The organism is Flavobacterium olei (assembly GCF_039749035.1).
GTDB lineage: Bacteria > Bacteroidota > Bacteroidia > Flavobacteriales > Flavobacteriaceae > Flavobacterium > Flavobacterium olei.
The window spans coordinates 586,510-603,287 of record NZ_JBDKWC010000003.1 but is presented as its reverse complement, the minus strand read 5'-3'; the positions used below and the strand labels follow the sequence as shown (position 1 = coordinate 603,287).

Genomic DNA, 16,778 nt, shown 5'->3' with positions numbered 1-16,778 from the left:
AAAAATAATTAAAAACTCAAACCAATTATGAATAAAACCTTAATTCTTCTTTTAGTTGTTTTATGTTCGGTTTCCTGTCAAAAGGAAGCAGCAAAAAAAGAGCAACTTCCTGAAAAATCAAATACTAAAATAAAGAAAAAAGAAATAAATCAGGGAAACAGTGAATCTGAAATGGCAAAAAAATGGTTAGTAGAAACCATTCTGACTTATTTTAAAAACGATATTTCCGAGATGTCCGGTATTACAACCAAAACGTATGAGGAATATAAAAGTGAGGCCACAAACGTCGAAATGGATACCGATATTTCAATGACACAGGAAGAATTTGAAAATAAGTGGAAGAATAAATATGACACAAAATATGCCGGTATAGGTGGTTTTTTAATATCAGCACAGGATTGGGGAAAAATTGAGGTTACGAAATGTAATTTATTATCAGAAAACAAGGATAGTTATATTTTTGAAGTTGTAATAAGTGATACCGACGCTAAGGCAGATTACAAAAGAGATATTAAAGTCATAAAGTCAGGAAAATCTTTTCTGATAGATGATGTTAAAGAATACAACTAAAACACTTTAAATTCATCAATTTAGTGGGAATAGAAAAATCAGAATAAAATCATAGATGTTAAGAGAAATATACATAACAGAAACAAATTGTATCACGCCATTAGGTTTTGATGTAGCAGCCAACATCGAAGCAATTCTTCGCGGCGACTCGGGAATTCAGCTTCACAATGATATTTCTTTAATGCCGAATGCATTTTATTCTTCGATTATAAATGATGAAAAAATAAATAACGCTTTCGCGGAAATTAGTTCTGAAACCAAATATTCCCGTTTAGAAAAAATGATGATTTTAGCTCTGGAGCCGATTGTCAAAAATTCAGGAGTTGCCTTAAACTCAAAAACCGGATTTATACTCTCTACTACAAAAGGAAATGTTACGGCTTTAAAAGACGATTCAGAAGAAAGTTTTAACAATGCTCATTTAGATGTTTTAGCAAAAAACGTTGCTAATTTCTTCGAATTTCAAACCCATCCAATTGTGGTTTCAAATGCCTGCGTTTCGGGAATTTTAGCCGTTTCAGTTGCCAAAAGAATGATTCAGTCTGAATTGTATGATCATGTTTTTGTGGTCGCCGGCGACGAAGTATCAGAATTTGTTTTGTCTGGTTTTAATGCTTTTCAGGCGATGAGCGATTTGCCATGTAAACCGTATTCTAAAAACAGAACCGGAGTAAGTTTGGGCGAAGCAACGGCAGCTGTTTTACTTTCGGCGGAAGCCAAAAACGCAAAAATAAAAGTACTTGGAGACAGTTCGATCAACGATGCCAATCATATTTCTGGTCCTTCAAGAACTGGTGAAGGGTTGTTTTTAAGTATTCAAAATGCCTTAAAAGAAGCCCAGATTGAAGCTCAAAAAATCGACTATATTTCCGCACACGGAACTGCAACTCCGTTTAATGACGAAATGGAAGCGATTGCCTTTGGAAGATTAGATCTTCAAAAAGTTCCGCTAAATAGTTTAAAAGGTTTTTACGGTCATACACTTGGCGCTTCGGGATTATTGGAAACGGTAATTGCAATTGAATCTGTAAACAGCAATACACTTTTTGAATCGAAAGGTTTTGATGAAATCGGTGTCAGCGAAAATATTAATGTAATTGAGAAAAACAAAGAAGCCAATATTGATTTCTTTTTGAAAACAGCTTCCGGTTTTGGAGGTTGTAATACGGCTGTGGTTTTTGAGAAAGTGAGGTAAAAAGATGGAAAATAACGAAACTAAATTTCTTATTTATGATAATCCTAATGGCAAAGTTAGGGTTGATGTTATTGTAAAGGATGAAAACTTATGGCTTACACAAAAAGCTATGAGTGAGCTGTTTGACACAACACCACAAAATATTACATTACATTTAAAAAATATTTTTGAGTCTGAAGAATTGCAAGAAAATTCAACTTGTAAGGAAATCTTACAAGTTCAATTCGAAGGTACTCGACAGGTTTCCAGAAATCAAAAATTTTATAATCTCGATGCCATAATTTCGGTTGGTTATCGTGTAAATTCTACAAAAGCAACTCAATTTAGAATTTGGGCAACTCAAACCTTAAAAGAATTTATTATTAAAGGATTTGTTTTAGATGATGAGCGTCTGAAACAGGGACAAACTGCTTTTGGTAAAGATTATTTCAAAGAGTTATTACGCAGAGTTCGCTCTATTCGTGCAAGCGAGCGCAGAATCTATCAGCAGGTAAGCGATATTTTCGCTGAATGCAGTATTGATTATGATAAAAATTCAGAGATAACGAAGAACTTTTATGCTCTAGTTCAAAATAAATTTCATTTTGCTATAACAGGAAATACTGCCGCAGAAATAATTTTCAATAATGCTGATAAAGCAAAAGACAATATGGGATTGACTTCTTGGAAAAACGCTCCCGACGGAAGAATTATAAAATCTGATGTAATTGTTGCTAAAAATTATTTACATGAAAAAGAAATTACTCAATTAGAAAGAACTGTTACAGGGTATTTTGACTACATCGAAAGTTTAATTGAAAGAGAAAATACTTTCACGATGGAACAACTAGCAACAAGTGTTAATAAATTTCTTTCTTTTAACGAATATAAAATTTTAGAAGGAAAAGGCAAAATTTCAAAACTTCAGGCAGATAAAAAAGCTATAAATGAATATGATGAGTTTAATAAAACTCAAAAAATAATTTCTGATTTTGATAAAGAAGTGAAAAAATTAGGAAAGAAAAAATGACTCAAAAAACCTACATACAATCCTATATCCAAATCGAAAACAACGAAATTGTTTTCAACGGCGAATCTGTATTCAAAATTGAACCAACCGATTTTGGTGATTTCTCCAAACAAGCTTTGCGTCATTTTGAAATTCAGTATCCTAAATTTTTCAAAATGGATCCTTTGAGCAAACTGGCTTTTTTGGGTGCAGAACTGCTTTTGAATCCGATTGTGAAGGAAAATTCAGAAAACAACATCGCTTTGGTTTTGGCCAATAAATCTTCGAGTTTAGATACGGATGTAAAACATCAGGAATCTATTTCTGATAAAGAAAACTATTTTCCGAGTCCGGCGGTTTTTGTCTATACACTGCCAAATATCTGCCTGGGTGAAATAAGTATCCGTCATCAGCTGAAAAGTGAGAATACTTTCTTTATATTTGATGCTTTCAATACCGAATTTATGTTTAACTATTCGAGAATATTGTTAAACACAAATAAAGCAGAAAAAGTTTTGTGCGGCTGGACAGAACTTTTTAATGACAATTATAAAGCTTTTCTTTGCATCATCGGAACCGAAGAAAATTCGAAATTTAAAAACGAAACTATCAATACATTATATAAAAAATAAGCATGGAAGCATTAAAATTAGAATTAAAAAATAAAATTATAACGACTCTTAACCTGGAAGATATTGCTGTAGAAGATATCGCAGACAACGATGCTTTGTTTGGAGACGGTTTAGGTTTAGACTCGATTGATGCTTTAGAATTAATCGTAATTTTAGATAAAGACTACGGAATTAAATTAGTTGACCCGAAAGAAGGAAAGTCTATTTTTCAGTCAATCGAAACTATGGCGGCGTATATTGATGCTAACAGAACTAAGTAATTTACTTAAGCTTTGTCAAAGAATTGCTAAACTAAAAAAGGTTTAGAAAACTTGGCGACTCAGCGACTTTGCGAGATTAAATCACAAGTTTTTTTTCTTAACTGTGAAATTTGCTCGCAAAGACGCGAAGACGCAAAGTTTAATCTAAAATCAGAAATCTAAAATGACAAAAGGTGTTGCCATAACGGGAATGGGAATTGTTTCTGCAATCGGAAATACGGTTGAGGAAAACTATATCTCGTTAATCGAAAATAAAATCGGCGTTGCTCAAATTCAAAATATTTCGACCATTCATGCAAATGCGATTAAAGTGGGCGAAATAAAAAAAACAAATGAGGAACTTATAGCAGAATTGCATCTGGACGAAACCAATAATTTCTCCAGAACAGCAATGATTGGTACTTTGGCAGCAAAACAAGCTGTTGAAAATGCCGGTATTTCTGCCATTAATGAATTCAGAACCGGATTGATTTCAGCTACAAGTGTGGGCGGAATGGACATGACTGAAAAACATTATTACGATTATTTCGAAAAACCGGAATTGGTAAAATACATTACCTGTCATGACGGTGGCGATGTTGCTGATAAAATTGCCGAAGAATTAGGTCTCAAAGGATTGGTAACTACCATTAGTACGGCTTGTTCATCTGCGGCAAACTCAATTATGCTTGGTGCAAGATTAATTAAAACCGGAAAACTGGATCGTGTAATTGTGGGCGGAGCTGATGCATTGGCCAAATTCACCATCAACGGATTTAAAACTTTAATGATTTTATCCGACGATTATAACAAACCGTTTGACAACGAAAGAAAAGGTTTAAATCTTGGAGAAGCAGCTGCCTATCTGGTTTTAGAATCAGATGAAATTGTAGCAAAACAAAATAAAAAAGTGCTGGCGAGAGTTTCCGGTTACGGAAATGCCAATGACGCTTTTCACCAGACCGCTTCCTCAGAAAATGGTGACGGCGCTTATCTGGCAATGAAAAAAGCATTTGAAGTTTCTGGTTTGAATCCTTCGGATATTGACTATATCAATGTACACGGCACAGCAACTCCCAATAATGATTTGTCTGAAGGTCGTGCTATAAAGCGAATTTACGGAGACGAAAAAGTTCCTGATTTTAGTTCGACAAAACCTTTTACAGGCCATACTTTAGCGGCAGCAGCTGCAATTGAAGCCGTTTACAGCGTTTTGGCGATTCAGAATAATGTGGTTTATCCAAATCTGAATTTTGAAGTTCCGATGGAAGAATTTGATTTGAAACCGCAGACTGCCTTAAAAAATAAAACCATCGAACATGTGCTCTCTAACTCTTTTGGATTTGGAGGAAATTGTTCAACCCTTATATTTTCAAAAAGCTAATGGCAAAAAAAACATATATAAATGGAGTAGGCTGTATTTCGACTCAAAAAACATTTGATACCGTTTTTTTGGAAGAAGCCATTGTCAATCATGACGAAAATGTGCTGGCAATCATTCCGCCGGCGTATAAAGAATATATTTCCCCTGCCGCAAGCCGAAGAATGGCAAAAGGTGTAAAAAACGGAATTGTAGCTTCAGCCTTGGCGATGAAAGATGCCAATGTAGAAAACGTTGATGCCATTATAACCGGAACCGGTTTAGGATGCATTGAAGATTCTGAAAAATTCCTGAAAAGCATTTTAGATAATAACGAAGAATTTTTAACTCCGACTTCTTTTATACAATCGACTCACAATACGGTTGGCGCGCAGATTGCTCTTTTACAGCAATGTAAAGGGTACAATTTTACTTACGTGAATGGCGCAGTTTCTTTTGAATCGGCTTTGATTGATGCTAAAATGCAAATTGAAGAAGACGAAGCCAATTCTATTTTAGTGGGCGGCGTGGATGAAAACGGAGAATATACCACTGCCCTTTTCAAACTAAACGGACGAATTAAAAAAGATAATGCTGCTCCCTATGATGTCTTAACTTCTGGTACAAGCGGTGCTGTTTACGGAGAAGGTGCCAGTTTTTTTGTTTTAGAAAATGAAAAAAAAGATACCACTTACGCTCAGCTTTTGGATGTTGAAATAGTAAATACACTGTATGAAAATGAAGTCCAGAATGCTGTAATTTCATTTTTAAAAACCAATCATTTATCCATTTCAGATGTTGATGCTATTGTTTTGGGTTATGACGGAAATATTTCTTTCGAGAATTATTACAGGGTTTTAGGTGAAAATGCTTTCGCAGAAACTCCGCAATTATATTACAAACACCTTTCGGGCGAATATGATACTGCATCGGCATTTGCGCTTTGGATGGCGGCTAAAATTTTAAAGACACAAGATATTCCTGAAATTGTAAAAATAAATTCGGTTACAAAACCAGCTTATCATACGATTCTACTATACAATCAGTTAAACGGAAAAAATCATAGTTTTACGTTACTTTCAAAATGATAACGCACAAAAACATTTCGATTTTCTTTATCGTATTGTTGCTTGTAATGTTTCTTCTAAACTTTTATACAGCAATTAATATCGTATGGTTTATCGGAATTGTTTTAATCTGGATCGGAATAAATGCTTTTGGTTCTGCAAGGATTTCTTCCAATTATCACGTAAAAGCTTTCTGTCATAATCCTTTAGAAACAGAAAAAAAAATTGCTCTTACTTTTGATGATGGTCCAACTCCATTTACCCTGGAAATTTTGGAACTTCTGAAAAAATACAATGCAAAAGCAACTTTTTTCTGTATTGGAAAAAATATTGAAAAGCACCCTGAAATTATTCAAAAAGTTATCGAAGATGGTCATTTGGTTGGAAACCATTCCTACTCTCATTCTAAATTTTTTGATTTTTATAATGCCGGAAAAATAACAGCAGAAATTCAGCAAACAGATGCTCTTCTGGAAAAACTTACTTTCAAAAAAATAAACTTTTTCCGTCCACCTTACGGAGTTACAACGCCTTCGATAAGACGGGCTTTAGAAAAAACCGGACATAAAGTGATCGGCTGGAATATTCGTTCGCTTGACGGCGGAACAAAAAATCAGGAATTAATTTTGAATCGCATTCTAAATCGTGTTTCTCCCGGCGGAATTGTACTTTTGCACGATACAGGATCTCACTCTGTTTTGGTCCTGGAACAGTTTTTGCAATTTTTACAGCAAAATAAATATCAGGTCGTTTCGATCGAAGAACTTTTGAATCTTAAAGCTTATGAAAGTTGATACGGATTCGGTTTCGCGAAAACGCGGATAAAATTGGATTTTTTATATACTTTATTGAATAAAATAATCTGTGGCAAAACATTTTAAAGCATAATTCTAAAAAAATGAAAACTAAAATAGCACTCTTAATTTTATTTATCTCAGGCAGTTTATTCGCTCAGGAACAAAAAATGTCTGCTGTAGAAATCGCAGCTTTTAAAGAAGATGTAAATGTGGTGGCCAAAAAAATCAAAACCCTGAGTACAGATTTTGTTCAGTATAAACATTTAGATTTTTTGTCGAAAGATATAGAGACATCAGGAAAAATGATTTTTAAAGAACCGGCACTTTTGCAGTGGCAATATAAAAAACCATACAATTACAGCATTACATTTAAAAATGGAAAAATCCTGATTAACGACGAAGGAAAGAAAAGTGCCGTTGATATTGGAAACAGCAAAATCTTTGCAAGAATTAATAAATTAATCGTAGGAAGCGTAAGCGGAAATATGTTTGATGACAAAGAATTTACAATTTCGTATTTCAAATTAAAAGGTCAGAATCTGGCAAAATTTGTTCCTAAAGATGCTGCTCTCAAAAAATACATCAAACAAATTGAACTGACTTTTGACAAGGAAGAAGCAACTGTGGTTCAGGTAAAACTTTTGGAGTCTTCTGAAGATTTTACCCGAATTGTACTTAAAAACAAAGTGATCAATGCAAAAATCGACGATTCAGTTTTTACTAATTAATTGTTTTGTGGCTTTGTTCGTAATTTCCTGCGGACCGGTCACTAAAAATTATACGCCTAAAAAATTAGACAAAACGTCTTATACGGTTCCGTATTTTTCAGATTCAAAAACAGATTACGTTTATAAGACCAATATTAGCGTTTATGGTAATGAATTATCGGGAATTTTTATTGCCAAAAAAATAAGCGACACCAAACACCGAATTGTTTTTACAACCGAATTTGGTAACAAATTAATGGATTTCGAAATCTCTGAAAACGATTTTAAAGTCAATTCTATTGTTTCAGAATTAGACCGAAAAATATTGATTAATACTTTAAAAGAAGATTTCAGACTGCTTTTGAAAAAGGAATATCAGATTCAGGGACAATATGAAAATGAAGCTTCAGAAATTTATAAATCGAAAGACGGCAAACGTGATAATTATATTTTCATTTCTAAAAAAGATCAGAAATTAGAGAAGATCGTTCATTCATCCAAAACAAAAGAAAAATTTACGCTGTTTTTCAACTCAGAAAATAATATTTTTGCCGAGAAGATTCAGATTGTCCATCAAAACATCAAGTTAAAAATTGAGCTGAATTACTTTAAATCAGAATAAAATTAAACCAAAAATAAATTAAACTAATCAAAGATGAAAAAACTAACCTTAATTGCATTTGTTTTATTTGCCGCAATCAACACACAGGCTCAGGTACGAGTTAGTCCCGGACTTAGAGGCGGTTTAAACGTTTCGACTTTAACTAATATTGAAGATAATAGCAGTAAAACCGACTTTTATGTTGGAGGATTGGTTGATATTAAATTCAACAAATTTTTCTCATTACAGCCAGAGGTAACGTATTCCAGACAAGGTGACGAAGGAAGAGAATATTTTGACAATGGCAGTTCCCGTCGCATAGATTATGAATTAAACTATTTAACGTTTGGAGCAGTCGCTAAATTTAATTTTCAGGGTAAAGGATTTCATGTTTTGGCAGGACCTTCTCTGGATGTAAAAGTGGGCGATAACTACATTAATTCTGATCCTGAAGGATTTGACTTAGCAATAGTTGGAGGTGTTGGTTATACTTTACCAAACGGTTTGACTTTTGAAGCCAGAATCAAACAAGGATTGGTTGACATTTACGGATACGACGGTTATGACAATGATTATTATTACGATGATGTAATCTTAAATCAGGTTTTTCAAATCGGAATCAGTTACACTTTTAACGTAAAATAATGCGTTCAAAATCAGCATTCTTTTTGGTTTGCTTTTTTACGCTTGCAAATCTTCAGGCACAGGTAAATTTTAAACCGGGTTTAAGAGGCGGTTTGTCATTATCTACTATTTCAGAAATGCATGCCGATTACAGACCTGAATTTTATATTGGTGGTTTTGGCGAGATTAATTTAACCAGACGCTATGCACTTCAGCCTGAAATTACGTACGTAAAACAAGGATCTAATAATGTGGCCCGAAATTATTACGATCCGGTTACAGAAACGAACAATGTTGTTTATCAGGATTTAAAACTGAATTATTTATCTCTTTCTATGATGAGCAAATTTACATTTGGCCAGGGATTTCAGGTTTTATTCGGACCAAGTTTAGATGTGGCTTTACAGGATAATTTAGTAATCAGAAAGACCAATAATGACTTTGCGTTTAATGTGGGTATGAGTTACCGAATGCCTTCCGGCCTTGCTTTTGAAGCCCGATTTAAAAAAGGTTTTTTAGATATTCTCGACAGCGATTACTATCATAACGATTCTAATGATCACTATTTATTTGGTGATTATAATACCAATATTAATTTTCAAATAGGTGTTTCATATTCTTTTGATGTGAAATAAAAAATTAAAAATATGCTTCTAAAAGACTTTTACAAAGTACTTTCCAACGATAAAACGGAGGATTCTAAATATAAAATTCGTATATTAGTTAATGCCGATCATGAGGTTTTTAATGGACATTTTCCTGGAAATCCGATTATGCCGGGCGTTTGCATGATACAGATTATTAAAGAACTGACAGAATCTATTACCGAAAGTTCATTAATGATTGAGACTTTGTCTAATGTAAAATTCATGGCATTAATTAACCCCGAAGTTAATCCGGAACTTCTTTTAGAACTTGACATTACAACCACAGAAGACGGTTTGGTAAAGGTGAAAAACACCACCTATTTTAACGAAACCACAGCTTTGAAATTAAGCAATGTGTATAAAAAATTATCATTATGAAATTACTCGTATCCTTACTTTTATGGATAAATTTTATCGGAAATCCAGATCTGGCCACTATCCGAAAAATGTATCCTGATGTTGCGAAATCAGAAACAAACGCAAAAGAATTTACAGACAAACTGGCCGGAATTGGCAACAATGAAGAAAAAATTCTGGTGGCTTATAAAGCAGCCTCCATTTTAGTAGATTCCAAATTTGAAAAGAAAATAGGCCAGAAGATCGAACGTTTTAAAGAAGGTGCAAAACTTCTGGAAGCAACGATAAAAAGTGATCCGGGCAATATTGAAATGCGAATGATCAGACTAAGTATTCAGGAAGATGTACCAGGTATAACAGGTTATAAAAAAAATATTAAAGAAGATAAAAAATTTATTACCGCTTATTACAAAGCGCAAAGTGGTGCTTTGAAAGATTATCTAAAAGACTTTGTTTTACAATCTAAAAGTTTCTCCGAAAAAGAGAAACAGTTTGTAAAATAAGCCGAAGAAAAATTATAATGAAACCTACTTTATCAAAGGAAGAATTACTTACTTCAATTTCGTTTTGCGTTATTGTTCCAACCTACAATAACCAGAAAACTTTGAAAAGAGTGCTGGATTCTATTTTAAATTACACATCAGACATTATTATTGTCAACGACGGTTCTACAGATGAAACCACCGATATTTTAAAACAATATTCGCAGCTTACTCAGATCCATCATCCTAAAAACAGAGGAAAAGGAAGAGCGCTGCGAAATGGTTTTAGAAAAGCAATTGAAAAAAACTTTGAATACGCCATTACAATAGATTCTGACGGTCAGCATTTTGCCGAGGATATTTTAGTTTTTTTGGAAGAAATCTACAAGGAACCACATTCTCTTTTAATTGGAAGCCGTAACATGACTCAGGAAAATGTTCCGAGAAAAAGCAGTTTCGGGAACAAATTTTCCAATTTCTGGTTTAAATTCGAGACCGGAATTAAACTGGACGATACACAATCCGGTTTCAGATTATATCCTTTGCGATTAATTCCGAAGGTTTTCTTTACTAACAAATTTGAATTTGAAATCGAAGTAATCGTGCGTTCTGCCTGGAAAGGCATTGTTGTTAAAAATGTTCCCGTTCAGGTTTTATATGATCCCGCCGAACGTGTTTCTCATTTTCGTCCTTTTCAGGATTTTACCCGAATTAGTATTTTAAATACCGTTTTGGTTACCAATGCTTTATTGTATATAAAGCCCCGGGATTTTTTTAGAAGAGCAAAAAAAAAAGGTTTTAAAAAATTCTTTCTTGAAGATATTTTAGAAAGCAAAGATTCTAATTTCAAAAAGTCGGCTGCTATTGCTTTGGGAATTTTTATCGGTATGTCGCCATTTTGGGGATTTCAAACCATCTTACTTTTTGCATTTGCTGCTTTGTTCAGGCTGAATAAAGTTATTGCTTACCTGTCTTCAAATGTTAGTTTTCCTCCTTTTATTCCGTTTATAATTTATGGTTCTTTAAAAATGGGAAGTTATTTTGTTTCTTCTGATGCCCCGTTAATTTTAGACAGTTCCATGACATTTGATGATATTCAGAAAAATGCCGCCCAATATATCGTTGGAAGTCTTATTTTAGCAACCGTTTCTGCATTAGTTGTCGGCTTCGTAAGTTATTTGCTTTTAACGGCTTTTTCCAAAATACGTAAAGAATAAAATTCTGTGTCGATTCGCCACGAATTCACGAATTAATAATATTTAATTAAAAATAAATTCGTGAATTTGTGGCTGAAAAAATTTAATCGAAAATTATGCATCAATATTTCTACGCCATTCATTTGTTTGTAAATCGAAGAAAATCTCTATCGGTTCTTTTGGCTGTACTGATGCTTTTGGTGTTTGGCTTTTTTGCTTCAAGATTAAAATTTGAAGAAGACATTACCAAACTTATTCCAACCAACGATAAAACCGATGTGACGGCAAAAGTGCTAAAGCAACTGAATTTTGCCGACAAAACAACCGTAATTTTCAAACTGGAAAAAAATGGTTCTGCCGAAGATTTAAAAGCAATGGCAACCGTATTTTCAGACAGCGTTTCACAATCCTGCAAACCTTATATAACAGGAATCCAGGGAAAAATCGATGAAGAAAATATTCAGCAAACCATTGATTTTGTCTACCATAATCTGCCGCTTTTTCTTACTGATAAAGATTATCAAAACATACAGCAGAAAATTCAAAAAGACAGTATTGAAGCGACCGTGCAGGGCAATTACAAATCGATAATTTCCCCTTCCGGATTTGTAACTAAAGATTTTATACTTCAGGATCCGTTTGGGATTTCGTTTATTGCCTTAAAAAAATTACAGCAATTAAATATTGGTGACGATTTTATCCTCGATAATGGTTTCGTAATGACCAAAGACAAAAAGAAATTGCTGCTTTTTATTACATCAAATATTCCGTCAAGTGAAACAGAAAAAAATACCCTTTTTGCAGAAAAACTAAAATCAATTCAGGAAAATTTAAATCAGAAATTTAAAGGAAAAACCTCTGTTAGTTATTTTGGTTCGGCATTAATTGCTGTTGCAAATGCCAATCAGATTAAAAGCGATATTATTCTGACGACCTCCATAGCGATGTTTACGCTGATGTTGATTCTGATTTTATTTTACAGAAAAGTATTAATTCCGCTTATTATTTTTCTTCCAACCGTTTTTGGAGGATTATTTGCCGTGGCATTTTTATATTTTGTGAGAGAACAGATCTCGGCAATTTCACTCGGAATTGGATCTATTTTACTGGGAATCACAATCGATTATTCCATTCATATATTAACGCATTACAAGCACAACAGCGATGTAAAAACATTATACAAAGACATTACAATGCCCGTAATTATGAGCAGTTCTACAACGGCAGTTGCGTTTTTATGTCTGCTTTTTGTAAAATCTGATGCGCTTAATGACCTCGGAATTTTTGCCGCCGTTATCGTTATGGCATCGGCGATTTTCTCGCTCTTAATTATTCCTCATTTATACCAACCAAAAGAAAATCCCGCGGAACATAAGAAAAATGTAATCGATAAAATGGCGCATTTTTCTTTTCACAATAATAAATTCTTAATTGCTTTTTGCGTCATTATAACTATTATTTGTTGCTTTACTTATAATGACGTTGGATTTAATAATGATTTATCTCAATTAAATTTTGTTCCAAAAGAAATAAAAGCCGCCGAAAAACAACTGGAAGAAAGTACCAGTTTAACGTCCAAAACTATTTATGTGGCTTCTTACGGAAAAAGTATGGAAGAAGTTTTGCAGCACAACAGCCAGCTTTTCTCAGATTTATCTGCAGCAAAACAACAAAACAAAATCCTGAATTTCAGTTCTGTTGGCGGCATTATGCTTTCGCAAAAACAGCAGCAGCAAAAAATAGAAAAATGGAATTCCTTCTGGACTCCGCAAAAAAAACAGCTTTTGCAATCTCAGTTAATTTCTGAAGGAGAAAAACTTGGATTTAAACCTACAACTTACCAGGCCTTTTTTGAACATTTAGATTTTGATTTTAAACCCATTTCGGCACAAGACTATTTAAAGATTCAGGCTTTACAATTACAGGAATTTGTAACCGAAAAAAATGGTTTTTATACGATTTCCACTTTAGTAAAGGTGGCTCCGCAACAGCGCGATGCTTTTGTAAAATCAGCTTCCGCAAAAGAAAACATCATTGCAATCGATCGTCAGCAAATGAACGAGACGTTTTTCAGTACCCTGAAAACCGATTTTAATTCTCTTGTTAATTATTCTTTCGTAGCGGTGATTTTAATTTTGTTTTTCTTTTTCCGCAGAATCGAATTGGTAATTGTAAGCTGCATTCCAATTGCCCTTACGGGAATTGTAACCGCAGGAATCATGGGCATTTTTGGTATTCAGATGAATATTTTCAGCATGATTGTCTGCACGTTGATTTTTGGTCACGGTGTCGATTTTAGTATTTTCATGACCAGCGCACTCCAAAAAGAATATACCGACGGAAAAAATGAAATTGCCATTTACAGAACCTCCATAATTTTGGCGGTAATCACGACAATTCTCGGAATCGGCGCCATGATTTTTGCGCAACATCCCGCCCTTACTTCCATTTCGTCGGTTTCTTTAATTGGAGTTTTTGCAGCGCTCATTATTACCTTTATATTTTATCCAAGTCTATTTAAGATATTTATCTCCAACAGATCAAAAAAAGGAAATCCGCCTTTTCAATTGCGAACTTTTATTCATGGCGTCATTTCGTTTTTCTATTACGGTTTGAGCGGAATTGTAATGTCAATTTTCAGTTTTACGATTATGCCCATTATTCCGCTTGACGGAAAAACAAAAATGAAAGGTTTCAGATATGTGGTTTCAAAACTAATGAAATCGGTATTGTACACCAATCCGTTTATTAGAAAAAAAATCATTAATAATTTTAATGAGGATTTCAAAAAACCTGCTGTCATCATTGCAAATCATTCTTCGTTTATCGATATTCTGGTCATCGGAATGCTGAGTCCAAAAATTATTTTTCTGGTAAGCGACTGGGTTTATAATTCTCCTATTTTTGGCGGAATTGTTAGAAAGGCAGGATTTTACCCTGTTTCTGAAGGTATTGAAGGTGGTGTTGAGCATTTGCGCAAAAAAGTCGATGAGGGTTATTCTTTAATGGTTTTTCCGGAAGGAACCCGCTCAGAAAATAATGTGGTAAAAAGATTTCATAAAGGTGCTTTTTTCCTTGCCGAAGAATTTAATCTCGATATAATTCCTGTGATAATTCATGGTGCTTCTGAAGCAATTCCGAAAGGCGATTTCGTCATTCATCACAGCTCGCTTACAGTTTCAATCTTAAAAAGAATTACGGTAAATGATCTTTCCTATGGAAATAATTACACCGAAAGAACCAAACAAATTAGTGCATGGTTTAAAAATGAATATCGCAAAACCCGTCAGGAACTTGAAGGTCCGGATTATTTTAAAAACATGGTAATTTCCAGTTACGATTACAAAGAAATTGAAGTCGGAAACAGTGTGAAAAAAGATTTGAGACAAAATCTCGAAACCTATTATAATCTAAATAAATGCATTGATCCAAAAGCTAAAATATTGCATTTTGGAAATGATTACGGACAGCTGGATGTTCTTCTGGCTCTGCAGGAGCCGCAGCGAAAAATATTTTCTTTTATAAATGATAAAGAAAAATTATCTATTGCCAAAACAAATTATTTTCTAAAAAAGAGAAAAATTGTTTATCTGAGCCAAATAGAATCTGCATTACAGCAGCATTATGATATGCTGATAATTTCTGATGAAAGTTTTAAAGATGAAATTGAAAGAATAGTTGCAAACGTTTCTTCTGTCATTTTAGTAAATTCTTCTAATTTAATAAATTATTTCGCTAATTTGAATTTTGAAATTATTTCTGAAGAAAATTCGTTAATCATTTTAAAGAAAAAGTAATGAAAAAAGAGTATGATGTAGTCATTATTGGCAGCGGCTTAGGTGGATTAGTTTCTGCCGTGATTCTGGCAAAAGAAGGCTACAGCGTTTGTGTACTCGAAAAAAACAATCAGTACGGCGGGAATCTGCAGACTTTTGTTCGCGATAAAACTATTTTTGATACCGGAATTCATTACATCGGAGGTTTAGGTGAAGGCCAGAATCTGCACAAATATTTCAATTATATTGGAATAATGGATCATTTAAAGCTGAGAAAATTAGATGAAAATGGTTTTGATATTATTTCTTTTGAAGACGATCAAACAGAATATCCGCATGCGCAGGGTTTTGAAAATTTTGTAAAACAACTGATTCCCTATTTTCCGGGGGAGAAAGAAAATCTCGAAAAGTATTGTAAAAAAATTCAGGAAGTGTGTCAAAATTTTCCACTTTACAATTTAGAATCCCAGGGAAAATACGATGATGAGATTTTAACGCTTAACGCGAAAGAAACAATAGATGCTTTTACGCAAAATGAAAAACTGAAAAGCGTTTTGGCTGGCTCTAATTTTCTTTATGCCGGCATCGCAGATAAATCGCCATTTTACGTTCATGCCTTAATTGTCAACTCTTATATAGAAAGTTCCTGGCGTTGCGTAAATGGCGGAAGTCAGATTACAAAGCAACTTTTAAAACAACTCAAAAAATACGGCGGAGAATTTTTCAAACACAAAGAAGTCGTTAAGCTTGAAGTAGAAAATCATAAAGTGAATCTTGCGCGAATGAAAGACAGAACCGAAGTTTCTGGAAAGCTCTTTGTTTCGAATATTGAACCCAAAACAACTTTGAAAATAGCCGGACAGGAAAACTTCAGAAAACCATTTTTCAACAGGATTCAAAATTTAGAAGGTGTACTTTCTGCTTTTAGTCTTTATATTGTTTTCAAACCCAAATCCTTTAAATACATCAATCATAATTACTACCATTTTAAAAGCAGTAACGATGTTTGGAGCGCTTATGATTATGACGAAAACTCATGGCCGAAAACTTTTATGGCCTCTATGAGTCCGTCAAAAAAGGAGGAGGAATGGGCAGACGGAATGACGTTTTTAACGTACATGAAATATGAAGATGTCAAATCCTGGAAAGATACTTATAACACTACTTTTGACGAAAATGACAGAGGGGAAAGCTATGAGGATTTTAAGACTAAAAAAGCCAAAATCTTTTTAGAAGAGATCGAAAAAAAATTTCCCGGAATTAAAGACTGCATAAAATCGGTTCACACTTCTACTCCACTTTCGTATCGCGATTACATTGGCGGCGACAGCGGAAATATGTACGGTTATGTTAAAGATTCCAATAATCCGATGAAAACTTTAATTCCGACTAAAACTAAGTTAGAAAATCTTTATCTTACAGGCCAAAGTATTAGTATGCATGGTGTTCTGGGAGTTACAATTGGAGCGGTCTTAACCTGTTCTGAAATTGTAGGAAAAGAATACTTGCTGGAAAAAATTAAAAAAGCCTCTGAATAAGC

17 protein-coding genes are annotated in these 16,778 nt (G+C 33.8%); all 17 read left to right on the top strand.

All coding sequences use genetic code 11. The features are described 5' to 3' along the window. Nucleotides 1-27 precede the first annotated feature (27 nt). The 17 genes from ABEB31_RS10315 to ABEB31_RS10235 all read left to right on the top strand — a co-directional run bounded on the left by ABEB31_RS10315 (nt 28) and on the right by ABEB31_RS10235 (nt 16,776). Nucleotides 28-570: a hypothetical protein gene (locus ABEB31_RS10315; protein ID WP_347051555.1), complete on the top strand. Its 543-nt coding sequence runs from the start codon at nt 28-30 to the stop codon at nt 568-570. 55 nt (nt 571-625) lie between these two features. Next, entirely contained in the window at nt 626-1,765 is a 1,140-nt protein-coding gene (locus tag ABEB31_RS10310; RefSeq protein ID WP_347051554.1) for a beta-ketoacyl synthase N-terminal-like domain-containing protein, read from the top strand. 4 nt (nt 1,766-1,769) lie between these two features. Continuing rightward, nucleotides 1,770-2,774, top strand: coding sequence for a virulence RhuM family protein (locus tag ABEB31_RS10305; protein ID WP_347051552.1), 1,005 nt, complete (start codon nt 1,770-1,772; stop codon nt 2,772-2,774). Beyond that, nucleotides 2,771-3,385 carry a 3-oxoacyl-ACP synthase gene (locus ABEB31_RS10300; RefSeq protein ID WP_347051551.1) on the top strand — a complete coding sequence of 205 codons (615 nt, stop codon included), beginning with the start codon at nt 2,771-2,773 and terminating at the stop codon, nt 3,383-3,385. The genes ABEB31_RS10305 and ABEB31_RS10300 overlap by 4 nt, the downstream gene beginning before the upstream one ends. 2 nt (nt 3,386-3,387) lie before the next feature. Beyond that, on the top strand, nt 3,388-3,645 hold the full coding sequence (locus ABEB31_RS10295; protein WP_347051550.1) for a phosphopantetheine-binding protein: 258 nt from the start codon (nt 3,388-3,390) through the stop codon (nt 3,643-3,645). A 163-nt stretch (nt 3,646-3,808) separates the two neighbouring features. Then, entirely contained in the window at nt 3,809-5,008 is a 1,200-nt protein-coding gene (locus ABEB31_RS10290; protein WP_347051549.1) for a beta-ketoacyl-[acyl-carrier-protein] synthase family protein, read from the top strand. Continuing rightward, nucleotides 5,008-6,072 carry a beta-ketoacyl synthase N-terminal-like domain-containing protein gene (locus ABEB31_RS10285; protein WP_347051548.1) on the top strand — a complete coding sequence of 355 codons (1,065 nt, stop codon included), beginning with the start codon at nt 5,008-5,010 and terminating at the stop codon, nt 6,070-6,072. Before ABEB31_RS10290 ends, ABEB31_RS10285 begins: the two co-directional genes overlap by 1 nt. After that, nucleotides 6,069-6,845: a polysaccharide deacetylase family protein gene (locus ABEB31_RS10280; protein WP_347051546.1), complete on the top strand. Its 777-nt coding sequence runs from the start codon at nt 6,069-6,071 to the stop codon at nt 6,843-6,845. Before ABEB31_RS10285 ends, ABEB31_RS10280 begins: the two co-directional genes overlap by 4 nt. A 104-nt stretch (nt 6,846-6,949) precedes the next feature. Continuing rightward, nucleotides 6,950-7,576 (top strand): flexirubin biosynthesis/transport protein LolA2, encoded by a 627-nt coding sequence (lolA2, locus tag ABEB31_RS10275; protein ID WP_347051544.1) that lies wholly within the window; start codon nt 6,950-6,952, stop codon nt 7,574-7,576. Beyond that, nucleotides 7,542-8,177, top strand: a complete 636-nt coding sequence (gene lolB2, locus ABEB31_RS10270; RefSeq protein ID WP_347051542.1) for a flexirubin biosynthesis protein LolB2 — start codon at nt 7,542-7,544, stop codon at nt 8,175-8,177. The genes lolA2 and lolB2 overlap by 35 nt, the downstream gene beginning before the upstream one ends. Nucleotides 8,178-8,210: 33 nt before the next feature. After that, nucleotides 8,211-8,801: a porin family protein gene (locus ABEB31_RS10265; protein WP_347051540.1), complete on the top strand. Its 591-nt coding sequence runs from the start codon at nt 8,211-8,213 to the stop codon at nt 8,799-8,801. After that, entirely contained in the window at nt 8,801-9,415 is a 615-nt protein-coding gene (locus tag ABEB31_RS10260) for an outer membrane beta-barrel protein (RefSeq protein WP_347051538.1), read from the top strand. The genes ABEB31_RS10265 and ABEB31_RS10260 overlap by 1 nt, the downstream gene beginning before the upstream one ends. Before the next feature lie 12 nt (nt 9,416-9,427). After that, complete coding sequence (locus tag ABEB31_RS10255) at nt 9,428-9,805, top strand: ApeI family dehydratase (RefSeq protein ID WP_347051536.1); 378 nt, start codon at nt 9,428-9,430, stop codon at nt 9,803-9,805. After that, on the top strand, nt 9,802-10,287 hold the full coding sequence (locus ABEB31_RS10250) for a hypothetical protein (RefSeq protein ID WP_347051534.1): 486 nt from the start codon (nt 9,802-9,804) through the stop codon (nt 10,285-10,287). Before ABEB31_RS10255 ends, ABEB31_RS10250 begins: the two co-directional genes overlap by 4 nt. A 17-nt stretch (nt 10,288-10,304) precedes the next feature. Next, on the top strand, nt 10,305-11,483 hold the full coding sequence (locus tag ABEB31_RS10245) for a DUF2062 domain-containing protein (protein ID WP_347051532.1): 1,179 nt from the start codon (nt 10,305-10,307) through the stop codon (nt 11,481-11,483). Nucleotides 11,484-11,578: 95 nt separating this feature from the next. Beyond that, entirely contained in the window at nt 11,579-15,259 is a 3,681-nt protein-coding gene (locus tag ABEB31_RS10240; protein ID WP_347051530.1) for an MMPL family transporter, read from the top strand. Beyond that, nucleotides 15,259-16,776 carry a phytoene desaturase family protein gene (locus ABEB31_RS10235; protein WP_347051528.1) on the top strand — a complete coding sequence of 506 codons (1,518 nt, stop codon included), beginning with the start codon at nt 15,259-15,261 and terminating at the stop codon, nt 16,774-16,776. Before ABEB31_RS10240 ends, ABEB31_RS10235 begins: the two co-directional genes overlap by 1 nt. Nucleotides 16,777-16,778 lie beyond the last annotated feature (2 nt).

Bases quoted from the DNA above. Each gene is read 5' to 3' on its own strand.
- ABEB31_RS10315 (WP_347051555.1), top strand. From the start codon at position 28: ATGAATAAAACCTTAATTCTTCTTTTAGTTGTTTTATGTTCGGTTTCC.
- ABEB31_RS10310 (WP_347051554.1), top strand. From the start codon at position 626: ATGTTAAGAGAAATATACATAACAGAAACAAATTGTATCACGCCATTA.
- ABEB31_RS10305 (WP_347051552.1), top strand. From the start codon at position 1,770: ATGGAAAATAACGAAACTAAATTTCTTATTTATGATAATCCTAATGGC.
- ABEB31_RS10300 (WP_347051551.1), top strand. From the start codon at position 2,771: ATGACTCAAAAAACCTACATACAATCCTATATCCAAATCGAAAACAAC.
- ABEB31_RS10295 (WP_347051550.1), top strand. From the start codon at position 3,388: ATGGAAGCATTAAAATTAGAATTAAAAAATAAAATTATAACGACTCTT.
- ABEB31_RS10290 (WP_347051549.1), top strand. From the start codon at position 3,809: ATGACAAAAGGTGTTGCCATAACGGGAATGGGAATTGTTTCTGCAATC.
- ABEB31_RS10285 (WP_347051548.1), top strand. From the start codon at position 5,008: ATGGCAAAAAAAACATATATAAATGGAGTAGGCTGTATTTCGACTCAA.
- ABEB31_RS10280 (WP_347051546.1), top strand. From the start codon at position 6,069: ATGATAACGCACAAAAACATTTCGATTTTCTTTATCGTATTGTTGCTT.
- lolA2 (WP_347051544.1), top strand. From the start codon at position 6,950: ATGAAAACTAAAATAGCACTCTTAATTTTATTTATCTCAGGCAGTTTA.
- lolB2 (WP_347051542.1), top strand. From the start codon at position 7,542: ATGCAAAAATCGACGATTCAGTTTTTACTAATTAATTGTTTTGTGGCT.
- ABEB31_RS10265 (WP_347051540.1), top strand. From the start codon at position 8,211: ATGAAAAAACTAACCTTAATTGCATTTGTTTTATTTGCCGCAATCAAC.
- ABEB31_RS10260 (WP_347051538.1), top strand. From the start codon at position 8,801: ATGCGTTCAAAATCAGCATTCTTTTTGGTTTGCTTTTTTACGCTTGCA.
- ABEB31_RS10255 (WP_347051536.1), top strand. From the start codon at position 9,428: ATGCTTCTAAAAGACTTTTACAAAGTACTTTCCAACGATAAAACGGAG.
- ABEB31_RS10250 (WP_347051534.1), top strand. From the start codon at position 9,802: ATGAAATTACTCGTATCCTTACTTTTATGGATAAATTTTATCGGAAAT.
- ABEB31_RS10245 (WP_347051532.1), top strand. From the start codon at position 10,305: ATGAAACCTACTTTATCAAAGGAAGAATTACTTACTTCAATTTCGTTT.
- ABEB31_RS10240 (WP_347051530.1), top strand. From the start codon at position 11,579: ATGCATCAATATTTCTACGCCATTCATTTGTTTGTAAATCGAAGAAAA.
- ABEB31_RS10235 (WP_347051528.1), top strand. From the start codon at position 15,259: ATGAAAAAAGAGTATGATGTAGTCATTATTGGCAGCGGCTTAGGTGGA.